The sequence below is a fragment of the Stutzerimonas nitrititolerans genome (genome assembly GCF_003696285.1).
Taxonomy (GTDB): domain Bacteria; phylum Pseudomonadota; class Gammaproteobacteria; order Pseudomonadales; family Pseudomonadaceae; genus Stutzerimonas; species Stutzerimonas nitrititolerans.
Genome location: NZ_RFFL01000006.1, coordinates 13,578 through 32,876 on the forward strand (window position 1 = coordinate 13,578; position 19,299 = coordinate 32,876).

The following is a 19,299-nucleotide window of genomic DNA, read 5'->3' on the forward strand; positions in this document are numbered from 1 at the left end:
AATTGTTATTATTCGCACAACTGGTCGCGAGATCAGCCGATAAGCTGAGAGCTCAGGCAGTCGAACTTTCAGGTTATCTCCTCATCAGGCTAATCACGGTTTTGACCCGGCTTCTTGCCGGGTCTTTTTTTGCCTGCAATATCCTCAGTCGCGGTGACGCAGCGTTGCGCAATAATCCTTTTCAGGCTGCTTCGGCGTGAACCAGACAAAATCGGCCTGAGCGGCCTCGACGCGCTCGCCCACCTCCGCCAGGATCAGTACTTTCGTCCGTTCCCGATCGCTACCACTATTCAGATGCAGCGGTACGCCGACATCACGCCGCACGTGGAAAACACCGGCCAGCAGCATCGCCGGCGCCGGCGCGGCCTGGAGGCGCTCCGCCATACGCCGATCACGCTGCTGCTGGACCGCCAGCATGGCGGGTAGCTGGGCCTCCGGAAGCATGTCGCAATGCGAGCGACGAATCTGCTCGAACAACGCTTGCTGCACCTCGGCCGCCGCTGGCGGGCCGGTAACCTTCGGGCGCTGACGGTAGATCGCGGATATCTCGTCACGATCCAGGTTCGCCTGCAGCAACGGATAAGGCTGCGCCAGCGCGTACTTCACCAACGGCCCGTAGAGCGACCAGTCCCAGCCCTTCTGCCAGCCCAGTTCCGCCGGCAGATCCTCGGGCCAATCCCCTTTGGCAATCGATGCCTTTACGGCCTCCACTCGGGGCTGCTGCATGGGATCGAGCATCTCCAGCAACAGGCTGCCCTGCTCGCGCTGCTGGGCCAGGGCCTGCAGCAACCAAAGCTGCAATGCATGGTGATCAGGGTTATCGTGGCGCTCGCCGACCAGAATCCGCTCCGCCGCAGCCAGTTCGGCCAGCAACTGCCTGGGCGTCAACTGCTGGCCTTCGCGCAGGTCGAGGATGCGATTGAGATCGGCATGTTCGAGCCCCTCGGGGCCCTGCCAGGAGGGCAGTGGCGGCAACGAATGACAGGCGGCCAACAGAGGCACCACGACCATCAGCAGAATACGCACTGGATTCATCTCACTTGCCTCGGCGGTATGAGCGACGCAGCATAAAAGGCCGCGAACGCTCGTCGCCAGCCCTCATCGCGCCAAAACGGCCGAACGACCGGTAATGACCATGCAACCGAATGCAAAAGACATCACGCCTCTGTGCGCTTCGAGCGCGCTTGCCGAAGGCCAGAGCCGCGGCTTTCAGGCCGGCGGCCTCAAGCTTGTGGCCGTCCGCAAGGATGACCGAGTGTATGTCTACGAGAATCGCTGTCCGCACCGCGGCGTGCCGCTGGAGTGGCTGCCCGATCAGTTCCTCGACACCAGCGGCAGCCTGATCCAGTGCGCCACCCACGGCGCACTGTTTCTGATCGACACCGGTGAATGCGTCACTGGCCCGTGCGCAGGCCAGGCCTTGCGAGCACTGCCGAGCCACGAAGCCGATGGCTTCGTCTGGTTGCACCGCGCCGAATCCGGCGATCACTGACGACCTTCGGTTCACCGCGCAGCGGCAGCGATCGAGAGTGCGACGCTGCGCCCAAGCGACAAGGCGTCGCGTTGGGTATCATGCGCCGATTGTTACTCGAGAGATGACCCATGCGCCGTTTGCTGAGTCTGCTGATCCTGCTGTTCGCCCTCCCCGCTGCCGCCGGCCTGTTCGACAGCCGTCCCAGCGCCTCCCTGGGAGGGATCAACAACAGTGCCGACTTCCTACCGGTGCGTGAAGCCTTCCGCCTGAGCCTGGTGGAAAGCACCCCGGAGCAGATCACCCTGCGCTTCGTGGCGACCGAAGGCTATTACCTCTACCGACACCGCTTCCAGTTCAAGACCGGCGATACCGAGGTGGCACTCGGCGAAGCCAGAATGCCCGCAGGCCAGCAGAAGACCGATGATTACTTCGGCGAAGTCGAGGTCTACTACGGCATATTGGATATCGAGTTGCCGGTCCGGAACCCGAAGAACCGGCCGTTCACTCTGCAGGTTGGCTACCAGGGCTGTGCAGACAAGGGCCTCTGCTATCCGCCCGAAACCGAGTCCTTCAGCATCGCCGGCGACGGCGCCGCCCCCGATAACGCCGCGACCTCGGACAACAACGACCGCAGCCTGTCCTGGCGCGCGGTGGCGTTGTTCTTTCTCGCCGGCCTGGGCCTGACCTTCACCCCCTGCGTATTGCCGATGCTGCCGATACTGTCCGGCGTAGTGTTGCGTGGCCAGACCGGTGGCATGCGCAGCTTCCTGCTGTCGCTTGCCTATGTACTGCCGATGGCCACCGGTTTCGCCGTGCTGGGCGCGTTGATGGGGGTTTTCGGTGCCGAGCTGAACCTGCAGGCGCGCCTGCAATCGCCCTGGGTGCTGGTGCCTTTCGCGCTGTTCTTCGTGGCCTTCGCGCTGGCCATGTTCGGCCTCTTCGAGCTGCGCCTGCCGCAGGTGCTGAGTGGCCGCCTCGACCGCCTGGCCGGTAATGTCAAGGGCGGCTCCTTCCTTGGCGCAGCGGTGCTGGGCACCGTTTCCAGCCTGCTGGTATCCCCCTGCGTCTCGGCGCCGCTGGCCGGCGCGCTGCTTTATATCAGCGCCAGTGGCGATGCTCTGGGCGGCGGGTTGAAACTCTTCGCGCTGGGCCTGGGCATGGGCACACCCCTGGTACTGTTCGCCACGGGCGGTGGTGCGCTGCTTCCCCGTAGCGGCCCCTGGATGGTGACGGTCCGCAATACCTTCGGCGTACTGCTGCTGGCCGTGGCCGTCTGGATGCTCGAGCGCGTACTGCCGGGCCCGGCAGCGCTGGCACTGTGGGGCCTGCTCGCCGCAGGGGCGGCGCTGTTCCTCGGCACACTGGAATTCAACAGCAAGACGCCACGGCAAAAGCTGGCCCAGTTGCTGGGTCTGGTACTGCTGGTGTACGCGCTGGCAGCCTGGGTCGGCGCACTGCAGGGCGGATCCGATCCGTTGCGTCCGCTGCCACGCGCCACGCTCAGCGCCACTGGCGGCAACGTCGAGATGGAGCGCTGGCAGACCATCTCCACTCCCACCGAACTCGAGGCACAACTGGCTGCCGCAGCGGCTGCGAACCAACCGCTGTTGCTCGACTGGTACGCCGACTGGTGCATCAGCTGCAAAGTCATCGAGCGCGAGGTCTTCGAAAATCCGCAGATCGCACCGCGCCTTGCCGACTACCGCCTGATCCGCTTCGACATCACCGACAGCAACCGCGAACAACGCGCCCTGCTGGATCGCTACAAACTGTTCGGGCCGCCGGCAGTGTTGTTCTTCGATCGCACCGGCAAGGAGCTCGCCCAGGTACGGGTGGTCGGCGAAATCGACGCAGAACTGTTCGGTACGCATCTGGACCGCGCCGAGCCGCTGCTCTAGGGTCAGCTGCCGCAAACTCCAGACATAATGACGGCATTTACGCCGATCGAGACATGACTGGACAGTCAGCCCAGGCTTCGTGCATAGTTTTTCTTTTCGCCGAGCCAGGCGACCCGCGAACGCAAAGTCCATAGAACAACAAGGAACATACATGGCGACCTTTCTGGTCCTTCATGGCCCGAACCTGAATCTGCTCGGCACCCGTGAACCGGGCGTCTACGGGGCGGTGACGCTGGCGCAGATCAACCAGGATCTCGAGCAGCGCGCCCGCGACGCCGGCCATCATCTGCTGCACCTGCAATCCAACGCCGAGTACGAACTGATCGAACGCATCCATGCCGCGCGCAGTGAGGGTGTCGATTTCATTCTCATCAATCCTGCAGCGTTCACGCATACAAGTGTCGCGTTACGTGACGCGTTGCTGGCAGTGAGCATCCCATTCATCGAAGTGCACCTGTCGAACGTGCACAAACGTGAACCTTTCCGCCATCACTCTTACTTTTCGGATGTTGCGGTAGGCGTGATCTGCGGCCTTGGCGCCAGCGGTTATCGGCTGGCATTGGAGGCTGCCCTGGAACACCTCGCTGCTTCCTGACGGGCCTGTGCACAAGCATGCCGGGTCTCGATAACGCGAGCAGCAATACCCTTCGAACTTACTTGGGAGTCAACGCTTCATGGATATTCGCAAAGTCAAGAAACTGATCGAGTTGCTGGAAGAGTCCGGGATCGACGAACTGGAGATTCACGAGGGCGAAGAGTCGGTGCGCATCAGCCGCCACAGCAAGCAAGTGGCCATGCAACAGCCGGTCTATGCCCAGGCCCCAGCAGCCGCGCCGGCACCGGCGCCAGTGGCTGCCGCTCCGGTCGCGGACGCCGCTCCGGCCGCTCCGAAGCTGAACGGCACCGTGGTCCGCTCGCCGATGGTCGGCACCTTCTACCGCGCTTCCTCGCCGGAATCCAAGCCGTTCGTCGACGTCGGTCAGAGCGTCAAGAAGGGCGACATCCTCTGCATCGTCGAAGCCATGAAGATGATGAACCACATCGAGGCCGAAACCAGCGGCACCATCGAATCCATCCTGGTGGAGAATGGTCAGCCGGTCGAATACGACCAGCCGCTGTTCACCATCGTTTGAACCGCGGAGAGCCAGCGATGTTGGAAAAAGTACTGATCGCAAACCGCGGTGAAATCGCCCTGCGGATCTTGCGAGCCTGCAAGGAGCTGGGCATCAAGACCGTCGCGGTGCATTCCACCGCCGACCGCGAATTGATGCACCTGGCCCTGGCGGACGAATCCGTCTGCATCGGCCCGGCCCTTGCCACCAATTCCTACCTGCACATTCCGGCGATCATCGCCGCGGCAGAGGTTACCGGTGCCACCGCCATTCACCCCGGCTACGGCTTTCTCGCCGAGAACGCCGATTTCGCCGAACAGGTCGAAAAGTCGGGCTTCGCCTTCGTTGGCCCCAAAGCCGACACCATCCGCCTGATGGGCGACAAGGTGTCCGCCAAGGACGCCATGATCAAGTCCGGCGTACCCGTGGTTCCCGGCTCCGACGGCCCGCTGCCGGAGAACGAGCAGGAAGCCCTGCGCATCGCCCGTGAAGTGGGTTACCCGGTGATCATCAAGGCCGCTGGCGGCGGCGGTGGTCGCGGCATGCGCGTGGTGCACAAGGAAGAGGACCTGATCAAGTCGGCCAAGCTGACCCGCACCGAGGCCGGTGCCGCCTTCGGCAATCCGATGGTCTACCTGGAGAAGTTCCTCGGCAATCCGCGTCACGTGGAAGTCCAGGTACTCTCCGACGGACAGGGCAACGCCATCCACCTCTACGACCGCGACTGCTCGCTGCAGCGTCGTCACCAGAAGGTTCTGGAAGAGGCGCCCGCCCCCTACATCGACGAGAAGGCTCGCGCCGAAGTGCTGCAGCGCTGCGTCGATGCCTGCATCGAGATCGGCTACCGGGGCGCCGGCACCTTCGAGTTCCTCTACGAAGACGGTCGCTTCTACTTCATCGAGATGAACACCCGGGTACAGGTCGAGCATCCGGTCACCGAGATGGTCACCGGCGTGGACATCGTCAAGGAGATGCTCAGCATCGCCGCGGGCAACAAGCTGTCGATCAAGCAGGAAGACGTGGTCATCCGCGGCCATTCGCTGGAATGCCGGATCAACGCCGAAGACCCGGAGAAGTTCCTCCCGAGCCCCGGCAAGGTCAAGCACTTCCATGCGCCGGGCGGCAATGGCGTTCGCGTCGATTCGCACCTGTACAGCGGCTATTCGGTTCCGCCGAACTACGACTCGCTGATCGGCAAGCTGATCACCTACGGGGCCACCCGCGAAGAAGCCATGGCGCGCATGCGCAATGCCCTGGACGAAATCGTGGTCGACGGCATCAAGACCAACATCCCGCTGCACCGGGATCTGGTTCGTGACGAAGGCTTCTGCAAGGGCGGCGTGAACATCCACTACCTAGAAAAGAAACTGGGTATGGACAAGCACTAAGCACCAGCCGAGAAAAGCGCTGAAGGCTGGAAGGCCGAACGAAAAAGCGGATAATCCCGCCACCTTTCGTTCAGCCTTCCAGCCTTCAGCCGTTTCTAGACGAGAATTTTATGCCCTGGCTACAACTTCGCCTCGCCATCGCCCCGGAACAGGCCTCCACCCTTGAGGATGCCCTGCTGGGCGTCGGCGCCGTATCGGTGACTTTCATGGATGCCGAGGACCAGCCCATCTTCGAGCCGGATCTGGGCACCACGCCCTTGTGGTCCAAGACCCACCTGCTCGCACTGTTCGAAGCCGACGTCGATGAAAGCAACCTGCTCGCCCATCTGCAGCTGCTGGCCGGCGGCGAACTGCCCGACTACCAGCTGGAGCGCATCGAGGATCAGGACTGGGAACGCAGCTGGATGGACAATTTCCAGCCCATGCGCTTCGGCCGCCGCCTGTGGATCGTGCCCAGCTGGCATGCCGCACCCGAGCCGGACGCGGTGAATCTGCTGCTCGATCCCGGCCTGGCGTTCGGCACCGGCACCCATCCGACGACCGCCCTGTGCCTGGAGTGGCTGGACGAACAGGATCTGCGCGGGCAGCAGGTGATCGATTTCGGCTGCGGCTCGGGCATTCTCGCCATCGCGGCGTTGCTGCTGGGCGCCGAGCAGGCCATCGGCACCGATATCGATCCCCAGGCACTCGAGGCGTCGCGCGACAACGCCGGGCGCAACGGCATCGAGCCGGCGCGCTTCCCGCTTTATCTGCCCGAGCAGCTACCCGTTGCCCAGGCCGACGTGGTGGTAGCGAATATCCTGGCCGGTCCACTGGTTGCGCTGGCACCGCAGATCACCGCACTGGTCAAGCCAGGCGGCCGACTTGCGCTGTCCGGCGTACTCGCCGAGCAGGCCGAAGAGGTCCGAGCCGCCTACTGCGACACCTTCGATCTCGACCCTACCGCGGAAAAGGATGGCTGGGTACGCATCAGCGGGATGCGTCACGCCTGATTTTCGGAGCCTGCCAAGGCGCGTGATGATCCCGATCGCCTTCTCACCTCTGCCGCTGTCGCCCAGGCATGCGCTAGACTAGCGGGCATTCTCCGCCGGACCTGCGCATGACCAGCTTCATCACCCAATGCCCACACTGCCGAACCAGTTTCCGCCTGAACCGCACCCAGCTCGGTGCGGCACGCGGGGTCGTGCGCTGTGGCGCCTGCCTAGAGGTATTCAATGCGTCCCAACGCCTCCAGCAGGAAGATGGCGAGCCGCTCGTCGTAGCACCGCCCTCCGTGACTGCCGCCGAACCGCCCTCGGTGCCGGTTGCGCCGCGCTCGGCGAAGCCGGTGACGGAAGAGGAACCGCTCTGGATTCATGACGACCTCGATCTCGACAACCTGGACCTCGACGAGGAACTGGCCAAGCTCGAGCGCGAGGAACGCGAACTGTCCCGCCAGTTGCAGGAACTGGAGCACCCGCCGCAAGCCCATACCGACGAAGCCTGGGCAGAACAGCTGTTACGCGCCGAAGGCCAGACGGACGAAAGCGACGACACGCCCGGTACTCCTGCTCCTCCGCAAGCGCCCGAGACGCTGAGCTTCACCCCGGTCTCGCCTGAAAAGCCTGCTCCACCGAGCCCCCTCACCGCATCCCGGGCATTCACCGATGCCCTGGAGCAGCAGCCACAACGCATCGAGCCGGCAATCGGCGATGTCGACCTGCCCACCCCTGGCGAGCCGGAAGACCTCGAGACAGTCACCCCGAAACACCTCGAGCGAAGCGACACGCCCCGCACCGTCGATGCTGCGGCCGAGCCGTTGTTCGACCTGGAAGACGAGCCGCTGCAACTGGACTGGCAAGCCCGGCGCAAGCCCTGGGGACGCTGGCTGGGCTGGGGAGTGTTGAACCTGATCGCGCTGCTGGCGCTGGCCGGCCAGTACGTCGCCTACAACTACGACGAGCTGGTACGGCAGGATCGCTATCGCCCGTGGTTCGAGCAGCTATGCCCCTCCATCGGCTGCACGCTGCCACCCAAGGTGGATATCGAGCAGATCAAGAGCAGCAACCTGGTGGTGCGCAGCCACCCCGACTTCAATTCGGCGCTGGTCGTCGACGCGATCATCTACAACCGTGCCTCGTTCGCCCAGCCCTTCCCGTTGCTGGAAGTACGCTTCGCCGACATCAACGGACAGCCACTGGCGAGCCGCGTGTTCAAGCCCGGCGAATACCTGTCCGGCGAGCTGGCCGGACGAACGGAAATGCCGCCTCAGGTGCCCATCCATATCGCGCTGGATATTCTCGACCCCGGCACCCGGGCTGTGAACTACAGCCTGAGTTTTCGCTCGCCCGAGTGATTCCGGCGCTCTGGCGCAGGGGCTCCCAAGCTCCTTCTAACGCTTGGCTATAAGCCTGCAACTGTTCAGATTTTGTTCAAAACAGCCTTTATCCCGTCATGCAGAGCGGGTATTATGCACACCCTTTTTTGCTGTCCCGATCGTCCTAACAAGCAGGCTCCAAGCAGGGAATCTTCATGTCCGCGGTGCGCATCGGCCCCTATACCCTTCCGAATCGATTGATCCTCGCGCCCATGGCCGGCGTGACGGATCAGCCGTTCCGCCAGCTGTGCCGCCGCATGGGCGCCGGACTGGTGGTTTCGGAAATGGTGACCAGCGACGTGCGCCTGTGGAACAGCCGTAAGTCACGCCTGCGCCTGCAGCATGACGGCGAGCCCGAGCCCCGCTCGGTACAGATCGCCGGCGGCGACCCCGAGATGCTGGCCGAAGCGGCCGTTCGCAACGTCGAACTGGGCGCGCAGATCATCGACATCAACATGGGCTGTCCGGCCAAGAAAGTCTGCAACAAGGCAGCCGGCTCCGCCCTGATGAAGGACGAGCAGTTGGTCGCGCAGATCCTCGAAGCCGTGGTCGGGGCCGTCGATGTGCCCGTCACGCTGAAGATCCGCACCGGCTGGGATTCGGAGAACAGAAACGGACTGACGGTGGCGAAGATCGCCGAGCATTCGGGCATCGCCGCATTGGCGGTGCATGGCCGAACCAGGGCCGACCTCTATACCGGCGAAGCCGAGTACGACACCATCGCCGCCATCAAGCAATCCGTCTCCATTCCCGTATTCGCCAATGGTGATATCGACTCGCCGCTCAAGGCCCGTCAGGTATTGCAGGCGACCGGTGCCGATGCCCTGCTGATCGGGCGGGCAGCCCAGGGAAGACCCTGGATCTTTCGTGAGATCAATCATTTTCTCGCGACCGGGCAACTGGCCCCGGCGCCTGAAGCGGCGGAGATCGAAAGCACTCTGCTCGATCACCTGGCCGCGCTGCATGCCTTCTATGGCGACGTGATGGGCGTGCGCATCGCACGCAAGCATGTGGGCTGGTACCTGGCGGCCGTTCCGGGAGCAGAGGAATTCCGTCGAGGTTTCAATCGTTTGCAAGACAGGGATGCGCAAAGCGCCAGTGTTCGGAGGTTCTTCAGCGAACACCGATCACGCCCTGACTCAGGGGATGGAAAGGGGGTGGCGGCATGACGCTGTTGAACGAAACACTGGCAACTGGAACATCATCCGTGAGCGACAACGTAAATCTCAAGCAGCATCTCAACACGCCGAGCGAAGCAGGCCAGACCTTGCGCGGCAGTGTGGAGAAGGCGCTTCACAACTATTTCGCGCACCTCGAAGGCGCAGACGTCACCGACGTATACAACCTGGTGCTTTCCGAAGTGGAAGCGCCGCTGCTGGAAACCGTGATGAATTACGTCAAGGGCAACCAGACCCGTGCCTCGGAACTGCTGGGGCTCAATCGCGGCACGCTGCGCAAGAAGCTCAAGCAATACGATCTCCTTTAAAAAGCCGCTGGAGGCTCAAGGCTGGCAGCTGGGCGAACAAGCGACACCCTCGCCCGGCTTCCAGCCTCCAGCGTTGTCTACCTTCCGATGGAAACCGTGATGACCGACCAAACTCTCCGCCTTCCCGTGCGCCGTGCGCTGATCAGCGTGTCCGACAAGACCGGCGTCGTCGAATTCGCCCGTGAACTCGTCCAGCTCGGTGTCGAGATCCTCTCCACCGGCGGCACCTTCAAGCTGCTGAGCGAGAACGGCATCGCCGCCGTGGAAGTCGCCGACTACACCGGTTTTCCGGAAATGATGGACGGCCGGGTGAAGACCCTGCATCCCAAGATCCACGGCGGCATCCTCGGCCGTCGTGATCTGGACGGCGCGGTGATGAGCGAACACGGCATCACCCCGATCGATCTGGTCGCGGTCAACCTCTATCCCTTCGCTGCCACCGTGGCCAAGCCCGGTTGCACCCTGCCTGACGCGATCGAGAACATCGACATCGGCGGCCCGACCATGGTTCGCAGCGCGGCGAAGAACCACAAGGATGTCGCCATCGTGGTCAATGCCGGTGATTACGCCAGCGTGATCGAGTCGCTGAAGGACGGCGGCCTGACCTACGCCCAGCGTTTCGATCTGGCCCTCAAGGCCTTCGAGCACACCGCGGCCTACGACGGCATGATCGCCAACTACCTGGGCGGTATCGACCAGAGCACCGAGCAGCTCGGCACCGAGAACCGCAGCCTCTTTCCACGCACCTACAGCATGCAGTTCATCAAGGCGCAGGACATGCGCTACGGCGAGAACCCGCACCAGCAGGCGGCTTTCTATGTCGAGAAGCCGGACGAGGCTTGCGTCGCCACGGCCAAGCAGCTGCAGGGCAAGGAGCTGTCGTTCAACAACGTCGCCGACACCGACGCCGCGCTGGAATGCGTGAAGAGCTTCACCAAGCCGGCCTGCGTCATCGTCAAGCACGCCAACCCGTGCGGCGTGGCTGTGGTGCCGGAAGACGAAGGCGGCATCCGCCAGGCCTACGAGCTGGCCTATGCCACCGACAGCGAATCCGCGTTCGGCGGCATCATCGCCTTCAACCGTGAACTCGACGGCGAAACCGCTCGCGCCATCGTCGAGCGTCAGTTCGTCGAAGTGATCATTGCCCCGAGCATTTCTGCCGAAGCCCGTGAAATCGTCGCCAGCAAAGCTAACGTGCGCCTGCTCGAATGCGGCCAGTGGCCGGCCGAACGCGCCGCCGGCTGGGACTACAAGCGCGTCAATGGCGGCCTGCTGATCCAGAGTCGCGACATCGGCATGATCACCGCCGACGATCTCAAGGTGGTGACCAAGCGCGCGCCCACCGAGCAGGAAATTCACGACCTGGTGTTCGCCTGGAAGGTGGCCAAGTTCGTCAAGTCCAATGCCATCGTCTACGCCAAGAACCGCCAGACAGTGGGCGTCGGTGCCGGTCAGATGAGCCGCGTCAACTCCGCGCGCATCGCCGCGATCAAGGCCGAACACGCCGGCCTGCCGGTTCCCGGCGCGGTCATGGCATCGGACGCCTTCTTCCCCTTCCGCGACGGCATCGACAACGCCGCCAAGGCCGGCATCACCGCAGTGATCCAGCCGGGCGGCTCGATGCGCGACCAGGAAGTGATCGACGCTGCCGACGAAGCGGGCATCGCCATGGTATTCACCGGTATGCGCCACTTCCGCCATTGATCCGGCGGTGGATGGCTTCGGCCATCCACCCTACACGGAACGCCAGACATCGTAGGGTGGATAACGCTTCGCTTATCCACCACGCGGGCCACCTGCCCGCCTCCAGGGGGAAAGAGTAATGAACGTACTGATCATCGGCAGCGGCGGTCGCGAGCACGCGCTGGCCTGGAAAGTCGCGCAGGATCCGCGCGTCGCGAAGGTATTCGTCGCACCGGGCAATGCCGGTACCGCACGCGAGGCCAAGTGCGAGAACGTCGCCATCGACGTGCTGGCCATCGAGCAGCTCGCGGACTTCGCCGAGCAGAATGTGCAGTTGACCATCGTCGGTCCGGAAGCGCCGCTGGTGAAGGGTGTGGTCGACCTGTTCCGCTCACGCAAGCTGGACATCTTCGGTCCGACCGCCGCGGCCGCCCAGCTGGAAGGCTCCAAGGCGTTCACCAAGGACTTCCTGGCCCGTCATGCGATTCCCACCGCCGATTACCAGAACTTCACTGAGGTGGAGCCGGCGCTGGCCTACCTGCGTGAGAAGGGTGCGCCGATCGTGATCAAGGCCGACGGCCTGGCCGCCGGCAAGGGCGTGATCGTCGCCATGACCCTGGCCGAAGCCGAAGACGCCGTGCGCGACATGCTCTCCGGCAATGCCTTCGGCGATGCCGGTGCCCGCGTCGTGATCGAAGAGTTCCTGGACGGTGAGGAAGCCAGCTTCATCGTCATGGTCGACGGCGAGAACGTGCTGCCGATGGCCACCAGCCAGGATCACAAGCGCGTCGGCGATGGCGACAGCGGCCCCAATACCGGCGGCATGGGCGCCTACTCGCCGGCCCCGGTGGTCACCGCCGAGGTACACCAGCGCGTAATGGATGAAGTCATCTACCCGACCGTGCGCGGCATGGCGGCCGAAGGCAACGTCTACACCGGCTTCCTCTATGCCGGTCTGATGATCGACAAGTCGGGCGCGCCCAAGGTCATCGAGTTCAACTGCCGCTTCGGTGACCCGGAAACCCAGCCGATCATGATGCGCCTGGAATCCTCGCTGGTGCTGCTGGTCGAGGCTGCGCTGGCGAAGGCCCTGGGCAAGGTCGAGGCAACCTGGGATCCGCGCCCGACCGTGGGCGTGGTACTGGCCGCCGGCGGCTACCCGGGCGACTACGCCAAGGGCGACGTGATCGAAGGTCTGGACGAGGCGGCGCAGCTCGACGGCAAGGTCTTTCACGCCGGCACCGCGCTGAATCCCGCAGGTCAGGTGGTCACCGCCGGCGGCCGTGTGCTCTGCGCCACCGCCATCGGTGCCAGTGTCTCCGATGCCCAGCAGCAGGCCTACCGCCTGGCAGAGAAAATCCGCTGGAGCGGCAGTTTCTACCGCAAGGACATCGGCTACCGCGCTATTGCCCGCGAGCAAGGTGAAGGCTGAAGCCGGCATGAGCTGGGGCTGTGCTGCCATCAACCCGACAGGAGCATATCCAACCAGCGTTAGTCACCGCCACTTCTCCCCCTCTCCCTTGATGGGAGAGGGGCCGGGGGAGAGGGTGAAGGGCGTAACCTGTAGCACGCTCTTGCCCCTCTCCCTAGCCCTCTCCCGCGAGGGGAGAGGGGATTTCATGTGCCAACCGATAGTCTGGATGGCATGCCTCACCAGCGGAACATCACCCTGGCTCAGTGCCAGTCGCGCAGATCCCTGTCCTTGGTTTCCGGCATCAGGAACAGGCCGATGACGAAGGTCATCACCGCCACGATGATCGGGTACCACAGCCCGTAGTAAATGTTGCCGGTGGCGGCCACCATGGCGAAGGCGGTGGTCGGCAGGAAGCCGCCGAACCAGCCGTTGCCGATATGGTAAGGCAGCGACATCGCCGTGTAGCGGATGCGCGTCGGGAACAATTCCACCAGCAACGCCGCGATCGGGCCATAGACCATGGTCACGAACAGCACCAGCACCGTCAGCAGCACCACCACCATCGTCTTGTTGATTTGAGTCGGATCGGCCTTGGCCGGATAGCCGGCTTCGCGAATCACCTCGGTCATGCTGGCGTTGAAAGCATCGGAGCGGGACTTGACCTCATTGGCTGGCAGGCCGGCACCCGCGAAGGAGGTGATCACCTGATCGCCGACCTTGATGCTCGCCACGGTTCCGGCAGCCGCCGCCTCGTTCGAATAGTTCACCGAGTTGCGCGCCAGGAAGCTCTTGGCGATATCGCAGGAGGTGACGAACTTCGAGGTGCCTACCGGGTTGAACTGGAACGAGCACTCACTCGGGTCCGCCACCACCGTCACCGGCGCCGAGGCCTGGGCCTGCTCGAGCGCGGGGTTGGCATAGTGGGTGATCAGGCTGAACAGCGGAAAGTAGGTCAGCGCCGCCACCAGGCAACCGCCGAGGATGATCGGCTTGCGCCCGATCTTGTCGGACAGCCAGCCGAAGACGACGAAGAACGGCGTGCCGATCAGCAGCGACAGCGCGATCAGGATGTTGGCCGTCGCGCCGTCCACTTTCAGCGTCTGGGTCAGGAAGAACAGCGCGTAGAACTGGCCCGTGTACCACACCACCGCCTGCCCCGCGGTACCGCCGAACAGGGCGATCAGCGCCACCTTGGCGTTCTCCCAGCGCCCGAAGGCCTCGGTAAGCGGTGCCTTGGAGGTCTTGCCCTCCTCTTTCATGCGTTTGAACACCGGGCTCTCGCTGAGGGTCAGGCGAATCCACACCGAAATGGCGAGCAGCAGGATGGACAGGAGAAACGGAATGCGCCAGCCCCACTCCGCGAAAGCTTCCTCACCCATCCAGGTGCGCGTGCCGAGAATCACCAACAGTGACAGAAACAGGCCCAGCGTCGCAGTGGTCTGGATCCAGGATGTGTAGAACCCGCGCCGGCCATGGGGCGCGTGCTCGGCGACATAGGTCGCCGCACCGCCGTACTCGCCGCCCAGTGCCAGCCCCTGGAACAGCCGGAGCAGGATGAGGATGATCGGCGCCGCGATCCCCCAGGTCGCATAGGACGGCAGAATCCCGACGATGAAGGTCGACAGGCCCATGATCATGATGGTGATCAGAAAGGTGTACTTGCGCCCCACCAGGTCGCCCAGCCGCCCGAAGACGATTGCGCCGAACGGTCTGACCGCGAAGCCGGCGGCGAAGGCCATCAGCGCGAAGATGAAAGCCGCCGTGGGGTTGACGCCCGAGAAGAACTGCGCCGCGATGATCGCGGACAGCGAACCGTATAGATAGAAGTCGTACCATTCGAAAACGGTACCCAGGGAAGAGGCGAAGATGACCTTGCGCTCCTCCGCCGTCATCGGCCGGACAGGGGGGTGTCCGGCATCTGCTGTTGCTACGCTCATGGCTGTCTCCGTGACATCCGCCAAGGAGCGCCAATCGCCCTGCAGTCGGACGTCTTTGTTGTTCTTTCGAGAAGAGGCTAGACACGGCCAAAAGCGTCGTTATTAGACATTGGTATTATTTCTGCTAAATCTCTGAAACACCCGCCGTACGGGGCTTTGCGCAGATACTGGAAGCCAAGCGGCAGATCGTTACATCCTCCGAAACAATCGCATAAGCCTCTGCGAAGCCGGCTGATTTTTTGCTCCCAGTTCTTTAAGGTTCCGACTTCTTCGTTTTCGAAGAGAATTCATCGCGACGACTCGACAAACGGAGTCTCGACGGCGGACAGCGACAAAACCGGAGAAGGCAGTGTTCGGAATGCGCGCGGCGACAAGTTTTATCGCTGTCATGCGCATTCCAGCCAGGATTGGCCAAGGCTATAATCCGCCGTCATAACGATGAAAGGTTTTCAATAGTGCGCCGGCTTCGGATCGCCATCGCGATGACCTTCAGTCTGTTGCTGATAGCGCTCGGCGCGTCACCGGCATGGACGGCCGAGGCGCAACCCAGTGATCAAGCGGACTCCCTCGCAGCACAACCCATAACGCCTAACTGGCGGATGCTGATCGACCAGTCGGGTCGCCTCACGCTCGACGAAGTGCTGACACAGCGTGCGCTGTTTCAGCGACTCGAGAAGCGCTCCTATACCGCCCCCGCCAGTACCAGTGCCGTCTGGCTGCAGGTAAGCCTGCCGGCCTATGCGCAACCCAACTGGCTGTGGGTGTTCGCCCCCCGCGTCCAGTACCTGGACTACTATCAGCTGCGCGACGGCAAGCTGGAACGACATGTCGAAACCGGTGAACTGCGACCGCTGGAGTCGCGGCCATTGCCGGCGCGCGCCTATCTTTTTTCCCTGCCCAATGACGGCCAGCCCCGCGAAGCCTACATCCGCCTGCAATCCTCCCACCCGATCATGGCCTGGTTCGAGACCATCGATGAAACCGGCCTGGTTCAGCAGTCGAAACCGGCCTACCTGTTCGGGGCGCTGTTCGGTGCGCTGGCGTTGCTGATGGTCTACAACCTGCTGCGTTTCGCCTATACCTTCAGCTACAACCACGTCTGGCTGGCGCTGCTGCACGGGGCCTTGTTGGCCTGCGTGGTGGCGAACCTCGGTTTGCTGGCGGTCTGGTCGCCCCAGCTCATCTATAGCCAGCCGTTGATCGCGGATCTCGCCGCGCTGGTCGCCTGCCTCTCGCTGCTCGCCTTGACCCTGGGTTTCTTCCGCCATCACGCGAAAACCTGGGTCACCTGGCTGCTGGGAACGCAATTCAATCTGGTGGCCGCACTGGCGGCGATCATCCTGCTGACGCAGCAGCTGTGGTACAGCTGGCTGATCTACCTGCTGGTGCTGCTGGCCTCGATCAGCGTGACCGCCGTGGCGCTCTATCACTGGCGCCGCGGTTATCAGCCGGCGCGCCTGCTGGTCGCGGGCATGCTGCTGTTCGATTCGGGATTCCTGTTCATCTTCCCGATCCTGCTGGGCTTCAACCAGCTCGACCCCGACTGGCTGACCGGGGTGATCTTCAGCATCGCCACCTGCTCGGGGCTGATCCTCAGTTTTGCCCTGCTCGAACGACAGCGCCGAATCCAGGCGGATAACCGCAACCTGTACACCGCAGCAGCGGTCAACAGCGCCGAGCTGAGAACCAAGGCGGACTTCCTCGCCAAGATCAGCCATGAGATCCGCACGCCGATGAACGGCGTACTGGGCATGAGCGAGCTGCTGCTGGGCACGTCGCTTTCCGCCAAGCAACGCGACTATGTCCAGACCATCCATAGCTCCGGCAACGAACTGCTCAACCTGATCAACGAGATTCTCGACCTCTCGAAACTGGAGTCGGGACAGATCGAACTCGATGACGTGCAGTTCGACCTCAACGCCCTGATCGAAGACTGCCTGGGCATCTTCCGCGCAAAAGCCGAGCAGCAGAAGGTCGAGCTGATCAGCTTCATCCAGCCGCACATGCCCCAGGTGATCGCCGGAGACCCCACCCGTCTGCGCCAGGCACTGCTCAACCTGCTGGACAACGCCTTCAAGCAGACCGAAGAAGGCGAAGTGCTGCTGATCGCGGCCATGGACGAAGACGAACAGGAACCGCAGCTGCGTATCACCGTTCAGGACAGTGGCCGGCCGCTCGAGGACGAGGAGCGTAACGACCTGCTCAACGCCGAGCTGGACAGCCGCGACTTCCTTTCCGCCACCCGCCACAGCGGGCGCCTCGGTCTCATCATCGCCCGACAGCTGGCGCACATGATGGGTGGCGATTTCGGCATCGAAACCGGCGGCGCGCAAGGCAACACCTTGTGGATGAGCCTGCCATTGAGCAACTCCGCGCCGGCGCAGGCCAGCCCCGACCTGGACGCCACGCTGCGGGATGCCCGTTTGCTGGTGGTGGATGACAACGATACCTGCCGCAAGGTGATCAGCCAGCAGTGCAGCAGTTGGGGCATGGAGGTCAGCGCCGTGGCCTCCGGCAAGGAAGCCCTCGCGCTGCTGCGAACCAAGGCGCACCTCAACGAAGTCTTCGATGTGGTCCTGCTGGACCAGGACATGCCAGGCATGACCGGCATGCAGCTGGCCAGCAAGATCAAGGAAGACTACAACCTGGACCAGGACATACTGCTGATCATGCTCACCGGGATGAGCAGCGCGCCGAGCCGGATCATCGCGCGCAACGCCGGCATCAGGCGCATTCTCGCCAAGCCGGTCGCCGGTTACACGCTGAAGACGACGCTGGCCGACGAACTCTCCCGTCACCGAGCCAGCGCTCCCGCCCGCTCCATCACTCCGCCAGGCAGCATGCCGGATGATTTCCGCGTCCTGGTAGCAGAGGACAACAGCATTTCCACCAAAGTCATCCGCGGCATGCTGCGCAAGCTCGACCTGCAACCGGACACCGCGGGTAATGGCGAGGAAGCACTGGAAGCCATTAAAGCCCGCCCCTACGACCTGGTCCTCATGGATTGCGAGATGCCGGTGCTCGACGGCTTCGAGGCCACCCGGCAGCTACGCAAGTGGGAAATCAGCGCAGGCCGCCCCCGCACGCCGGTGGTCGCGCTGACCGCACACATCTTCAGCGAACACCGCGAGCGTGCCCGGGAAGCTGGCATGGACGGACACATGGCCAAGCCGGTGGAAATGTCGCAACTGCGCGAGGTGATCGCGCACTGGATCGCCGTCAAGAACGCCGCCGACGGTCATTGAGCCACCCGCCGCACATCGCTGATCACCAGCTGGCTCTCCGGTTGTGCTGGCATGCGCGAGGGATCGATACGCAGGTCCTGAGCCGGCACCGCATATTCCATGTGTCGGGTCAGCATGCATAGCGAGGCCTTCAGCAGCTCGATGGCCAAGCGCTCGCCGGGGCAACGATGGCCGCTGGCCGGATCACCACCGCCCTGGGTGATGAAGTTGAAGGCACTGCCGTTCCAGTGGGCGAACCGTTCGGGGTCGAACCGCTGTGGCTCATGCCAGGAGCGGGGGTCGCGATTGGTACCGTACAGGTCGAGCAGCACCCGGGTTCCCTGCGTGAAGCGATAGCCGTTCCACTCGAAATCCTGCTTCACGCGCGCCGCAACAAAGGGGAAGAATGCATAGAGGCGCCGGACTTCCTGGGCAAACGGCTCGAGCAGCGCATCGCTTTCCTGCAGCCGCTTGCGCCACTGCGGATGGGTCAGCAGCTCCTCTACGGCATACACCACGAAACGCGACACCGCGACGATGGGGCGCAGCAGATTGAGCAGCTCCACGGCCGCGATCTTCAGCTCCATCGGGCGTCCATTCAGCTCGGCATGACGAGCCACCACCGCCAGTGGCTGGTCCGCGGCGACATTCAGTGTTCCGTCGCGCACCTGCTGAATCAGCCCGGCCGCCCAATCTTCCGCCGCCTTGCGCGCGCGACGCGCCTGCCAATGTCGCGCCGCTACGCCACCCGCGCCATCGATCATCGCCGCCAGCTGCTCGCAGCGCTGCTGCGCCTCGTCCGGTGCCAGAGGTACGGCCGCCCACCGACAGGCCGCACGGGTCAGAAGCAGTTGCATTTCCTGCAGCAGCACTATTCGCTCGCGGTTCTGCCAATCGTCGATGGCGGCGCTCCATTCGGCATTGCCGAGCCGCACCATCTCGGCCACGCCCTGCTCGTCGAGCAGCGCCAGGAACAACCCCTTGCGCTGTCTGTGTGCCGCTCCGTCCAGGCCTTGCACACCGCCCTGCCCGAAAAGGGTCTTCTGCAGCATCCGCGGAGCGGCATGGGCACGCTGCAGACGACGATCATCGTAAAAGAGCCGAGCGGCGTCCTCGCCAGTCATGCAGATGGTGTCCTGCATCAGCAGGCGCACCCGGAACACATCGCTTCCGAGTCGCTCGCACCGGTTGCGGATGAAGTCGTAACCTTCGCGCAGCAGCGAAACGGAACCATCGAAGCTCGCATCGCGCGGTATCGTCGGCATATCCACCTCATTCATAATCCAGCCCTTCGGTCGACAGCCTTCACCCAGCAGGGTTGCTGCAC

15 protein-coding genes are annotated in these 19,299 nt (G+C 63.4%); 12 read left to right on the forward strand and 3 right to left on the reverse strand.

Translation table 11 applies throughout. From position 1 onward, the window contains the following. Positions 1–144: 144 nt before the first annotated feature. A complete protein-coding gene (locus tag EA795_RS08890; protein WP_122076981.1) occupies positions 145–1,026 on the reverse strand; it encodes a ChaN family lipoprotein in 882 nt (293 codons plus the stop codon). Positions 1,027–1,156: 130 nt separating this feature from the next. Here EA795_RS08890 and EA795_RS08895 point away from each other — a divergent pair, with 130 nt between their 5' ends. The 11 genes from EA795_RS08895 (at position 1,157) to purD (ending at position 12,829) form a co-directional block, all read left to right on the forward strand. Continuing rightward, positions 1,157–1,492 (forward strand): Rieske (2Fe-2S) protein, encoded by a 336-nt coding sequence (locus EA795_RS08895; protein WP_122076985.1) that lies wholly within the window; start codon positions 1,157–1,159, stop codon positions 1,490–1,492. Between the two features lie 110 nt (positions 1,493–1,602). Then, positions 1,603–3,372 carry a protein-disulfide reductase DsbD gene (locus EA795_RS08900; protein ID WP_122076715.1) on the forward strand — a complete coding sequence of 590 codons (1,770 nt, stop codon included), beginning with the start codon at positions 1,603–1,605 and terminating at the stop codon, positions 3,370–3,372. Positions 3,373–3,523: 151 nt separating this feature from the next. Continuing rightward, entirely contained in the window at positions 3,524–3,967 is a 444-nt protein-coding gene (gene aroQ / locus EA795_RS08905; protein ID WP_058075647.1) for a type II 3-dehydroquinate dehydratase, read from the forward strand. Between the two features lie 79 nt (positions 3,968–4,046). Then, a complete protein-coding gene (accB, locus tag EA795_RS08910; RefSeq protein WP_058075646.1) occupies positions 4,047–4,505 on the forward strand; it encodes an acetyl-CoA carboxylase biotin carboxyl carrier protein in 459 nt (152 codons plus the stop codon). 17 nt (positions 4,506–4,522) lie between these two features. Next, positions 4,523–5,872 (forward strand): acetyl-CoA carboxylase biotin carboxylase subunit, encoded by a 1,350-nt coding sequence (gene accC / locus EA795_RS08915; RefSeq protein WP_122076718.1) that lies wholly within the window; start codon positions 4,523–4,525, stop codon positions 5,870–5,872. 110 nt (positions 5,873–5,982) lie between these two features. Next, complete coding sequence (gene prmA, locus EA795_RS08920) at positions 5,983–6,864, forward strand: 50S ribosomal protein L11 methyltransferase (protein WP_058075644.1); 882 nt, start codon at positions 5,983–5,985, stop codon at positions 6,862–6,864. Positions 6,865–6,971: 107 nt separating this feature from the next. Next, positions 6,972–8,207, forward strand: a complete 1,236-nt coding sequence (locus EA795_RS08925; protein ID WP_122076721.1) for a DUF3426 domain-containing protein — start codon at positions 6,972–6,974, stop codon at positions 8,205–8,207. A gap of 176 nt (positions 8,208–8,383) precedes the next feature. Continuing rightward, positions 8,384–9,397, forward strand: coding sequence for a tRNA dihydrouridine synthase DusB (gene dusB, locus EA795_RS08930; protein WP_122076723.1), 1,014 nt, complete (start codon positions 8,384–8,386; stop codon positions 9,395–9,397). After that, positions 9,394–9,714: a DNA-binding transcriptional regulator Fis gene (gene fis, locus EA795_RS08935; protein WP_014851735.1), complete on the forward strand. Its 321-nt coding sequence runs from the start codon at positions 9,394–9,396 to the stop codon at positions 9,712–9,714. The genes dusB and fis overlap by 4 nt, the downstream gene beginning before the upstream one ends. Before the next feature lie 99 nt (positions 9,715–9,813). Then, positions 9,814–11,418, forward strand: a complete 1,605-nt coding sequence (gene purH, locus EA795_RS08940) for a bifunctional phosphoribosylaminoimidazolecarboxamide formyltransferase/IMP cyclohydrolase (protein ID WP_122076726.1) — start codon at positions 9,814–9,816, stop codon at positions 11,416–11,418. Between the two features lie 118 nt (positions 11,419–11,536). Continuing rightward, positions 11,537–12,829, forward strand: coding sequence for a phosphoribosylamine--glycine ligase (gene purD / locus EA795_RS08945; RefSeq protein WP_122076729.1), 1,293 nt, complete (start codon positions 11,537–11,539; stop codon positions 12,827–12,829). Positions 12,830–13,071: 242 nt separating this feature from the next. Here purD and EA795_RS08950 read toward each other — a convergent pair whose 3' ends face one another. Then, positions 13,072–14,748 (reverse strand): MFS transporter, encoded by a 1,677-nt coding sequence (locus EA795_RS08950; RefSeq protein WP_122076731.1) that lies wholly within the window; start codon positions 14,746–14,748, stop codon positions 13,072–13,074. A gap of 455 nt (positions 14,749–15,203) precedes the next feature. Here EA795_RS08950 and EA795_RS08955 point away from each other — a divergent pair, with 455 nt between their 5' ends. Continuing rightward, positions 15,204–17,993 carry a hybrid sensor histidine kinase/response regulator gene (locus EA795_RS08955; RefSeq protein WP_122076734.1) on the forward strand — a complete coding sequence of 930 codons (2,790 nt, stop codon included), beginning with the start codon at positions 15,204–15,206 and terminating at the stop codon, positions 17,991–17,993. On the opposite strand, the gene EA795_RS08960 is transcribed toward EA795_RS08955, so the two are convergent. Next, entirely contained in the window at positions 17,987–19,237 is a 1,251-nt protein-coding gene (locus tag EA795_RS08960; protein ID WP_122076987.1) for a cytochrome P450, read from the reverse strand. The genes EA795_RS08955 and EA795_RS08960 overlap by 7 nt on opposite strands. Positions 19,238–19,299 lie beyond the last annotated feature (62 nt).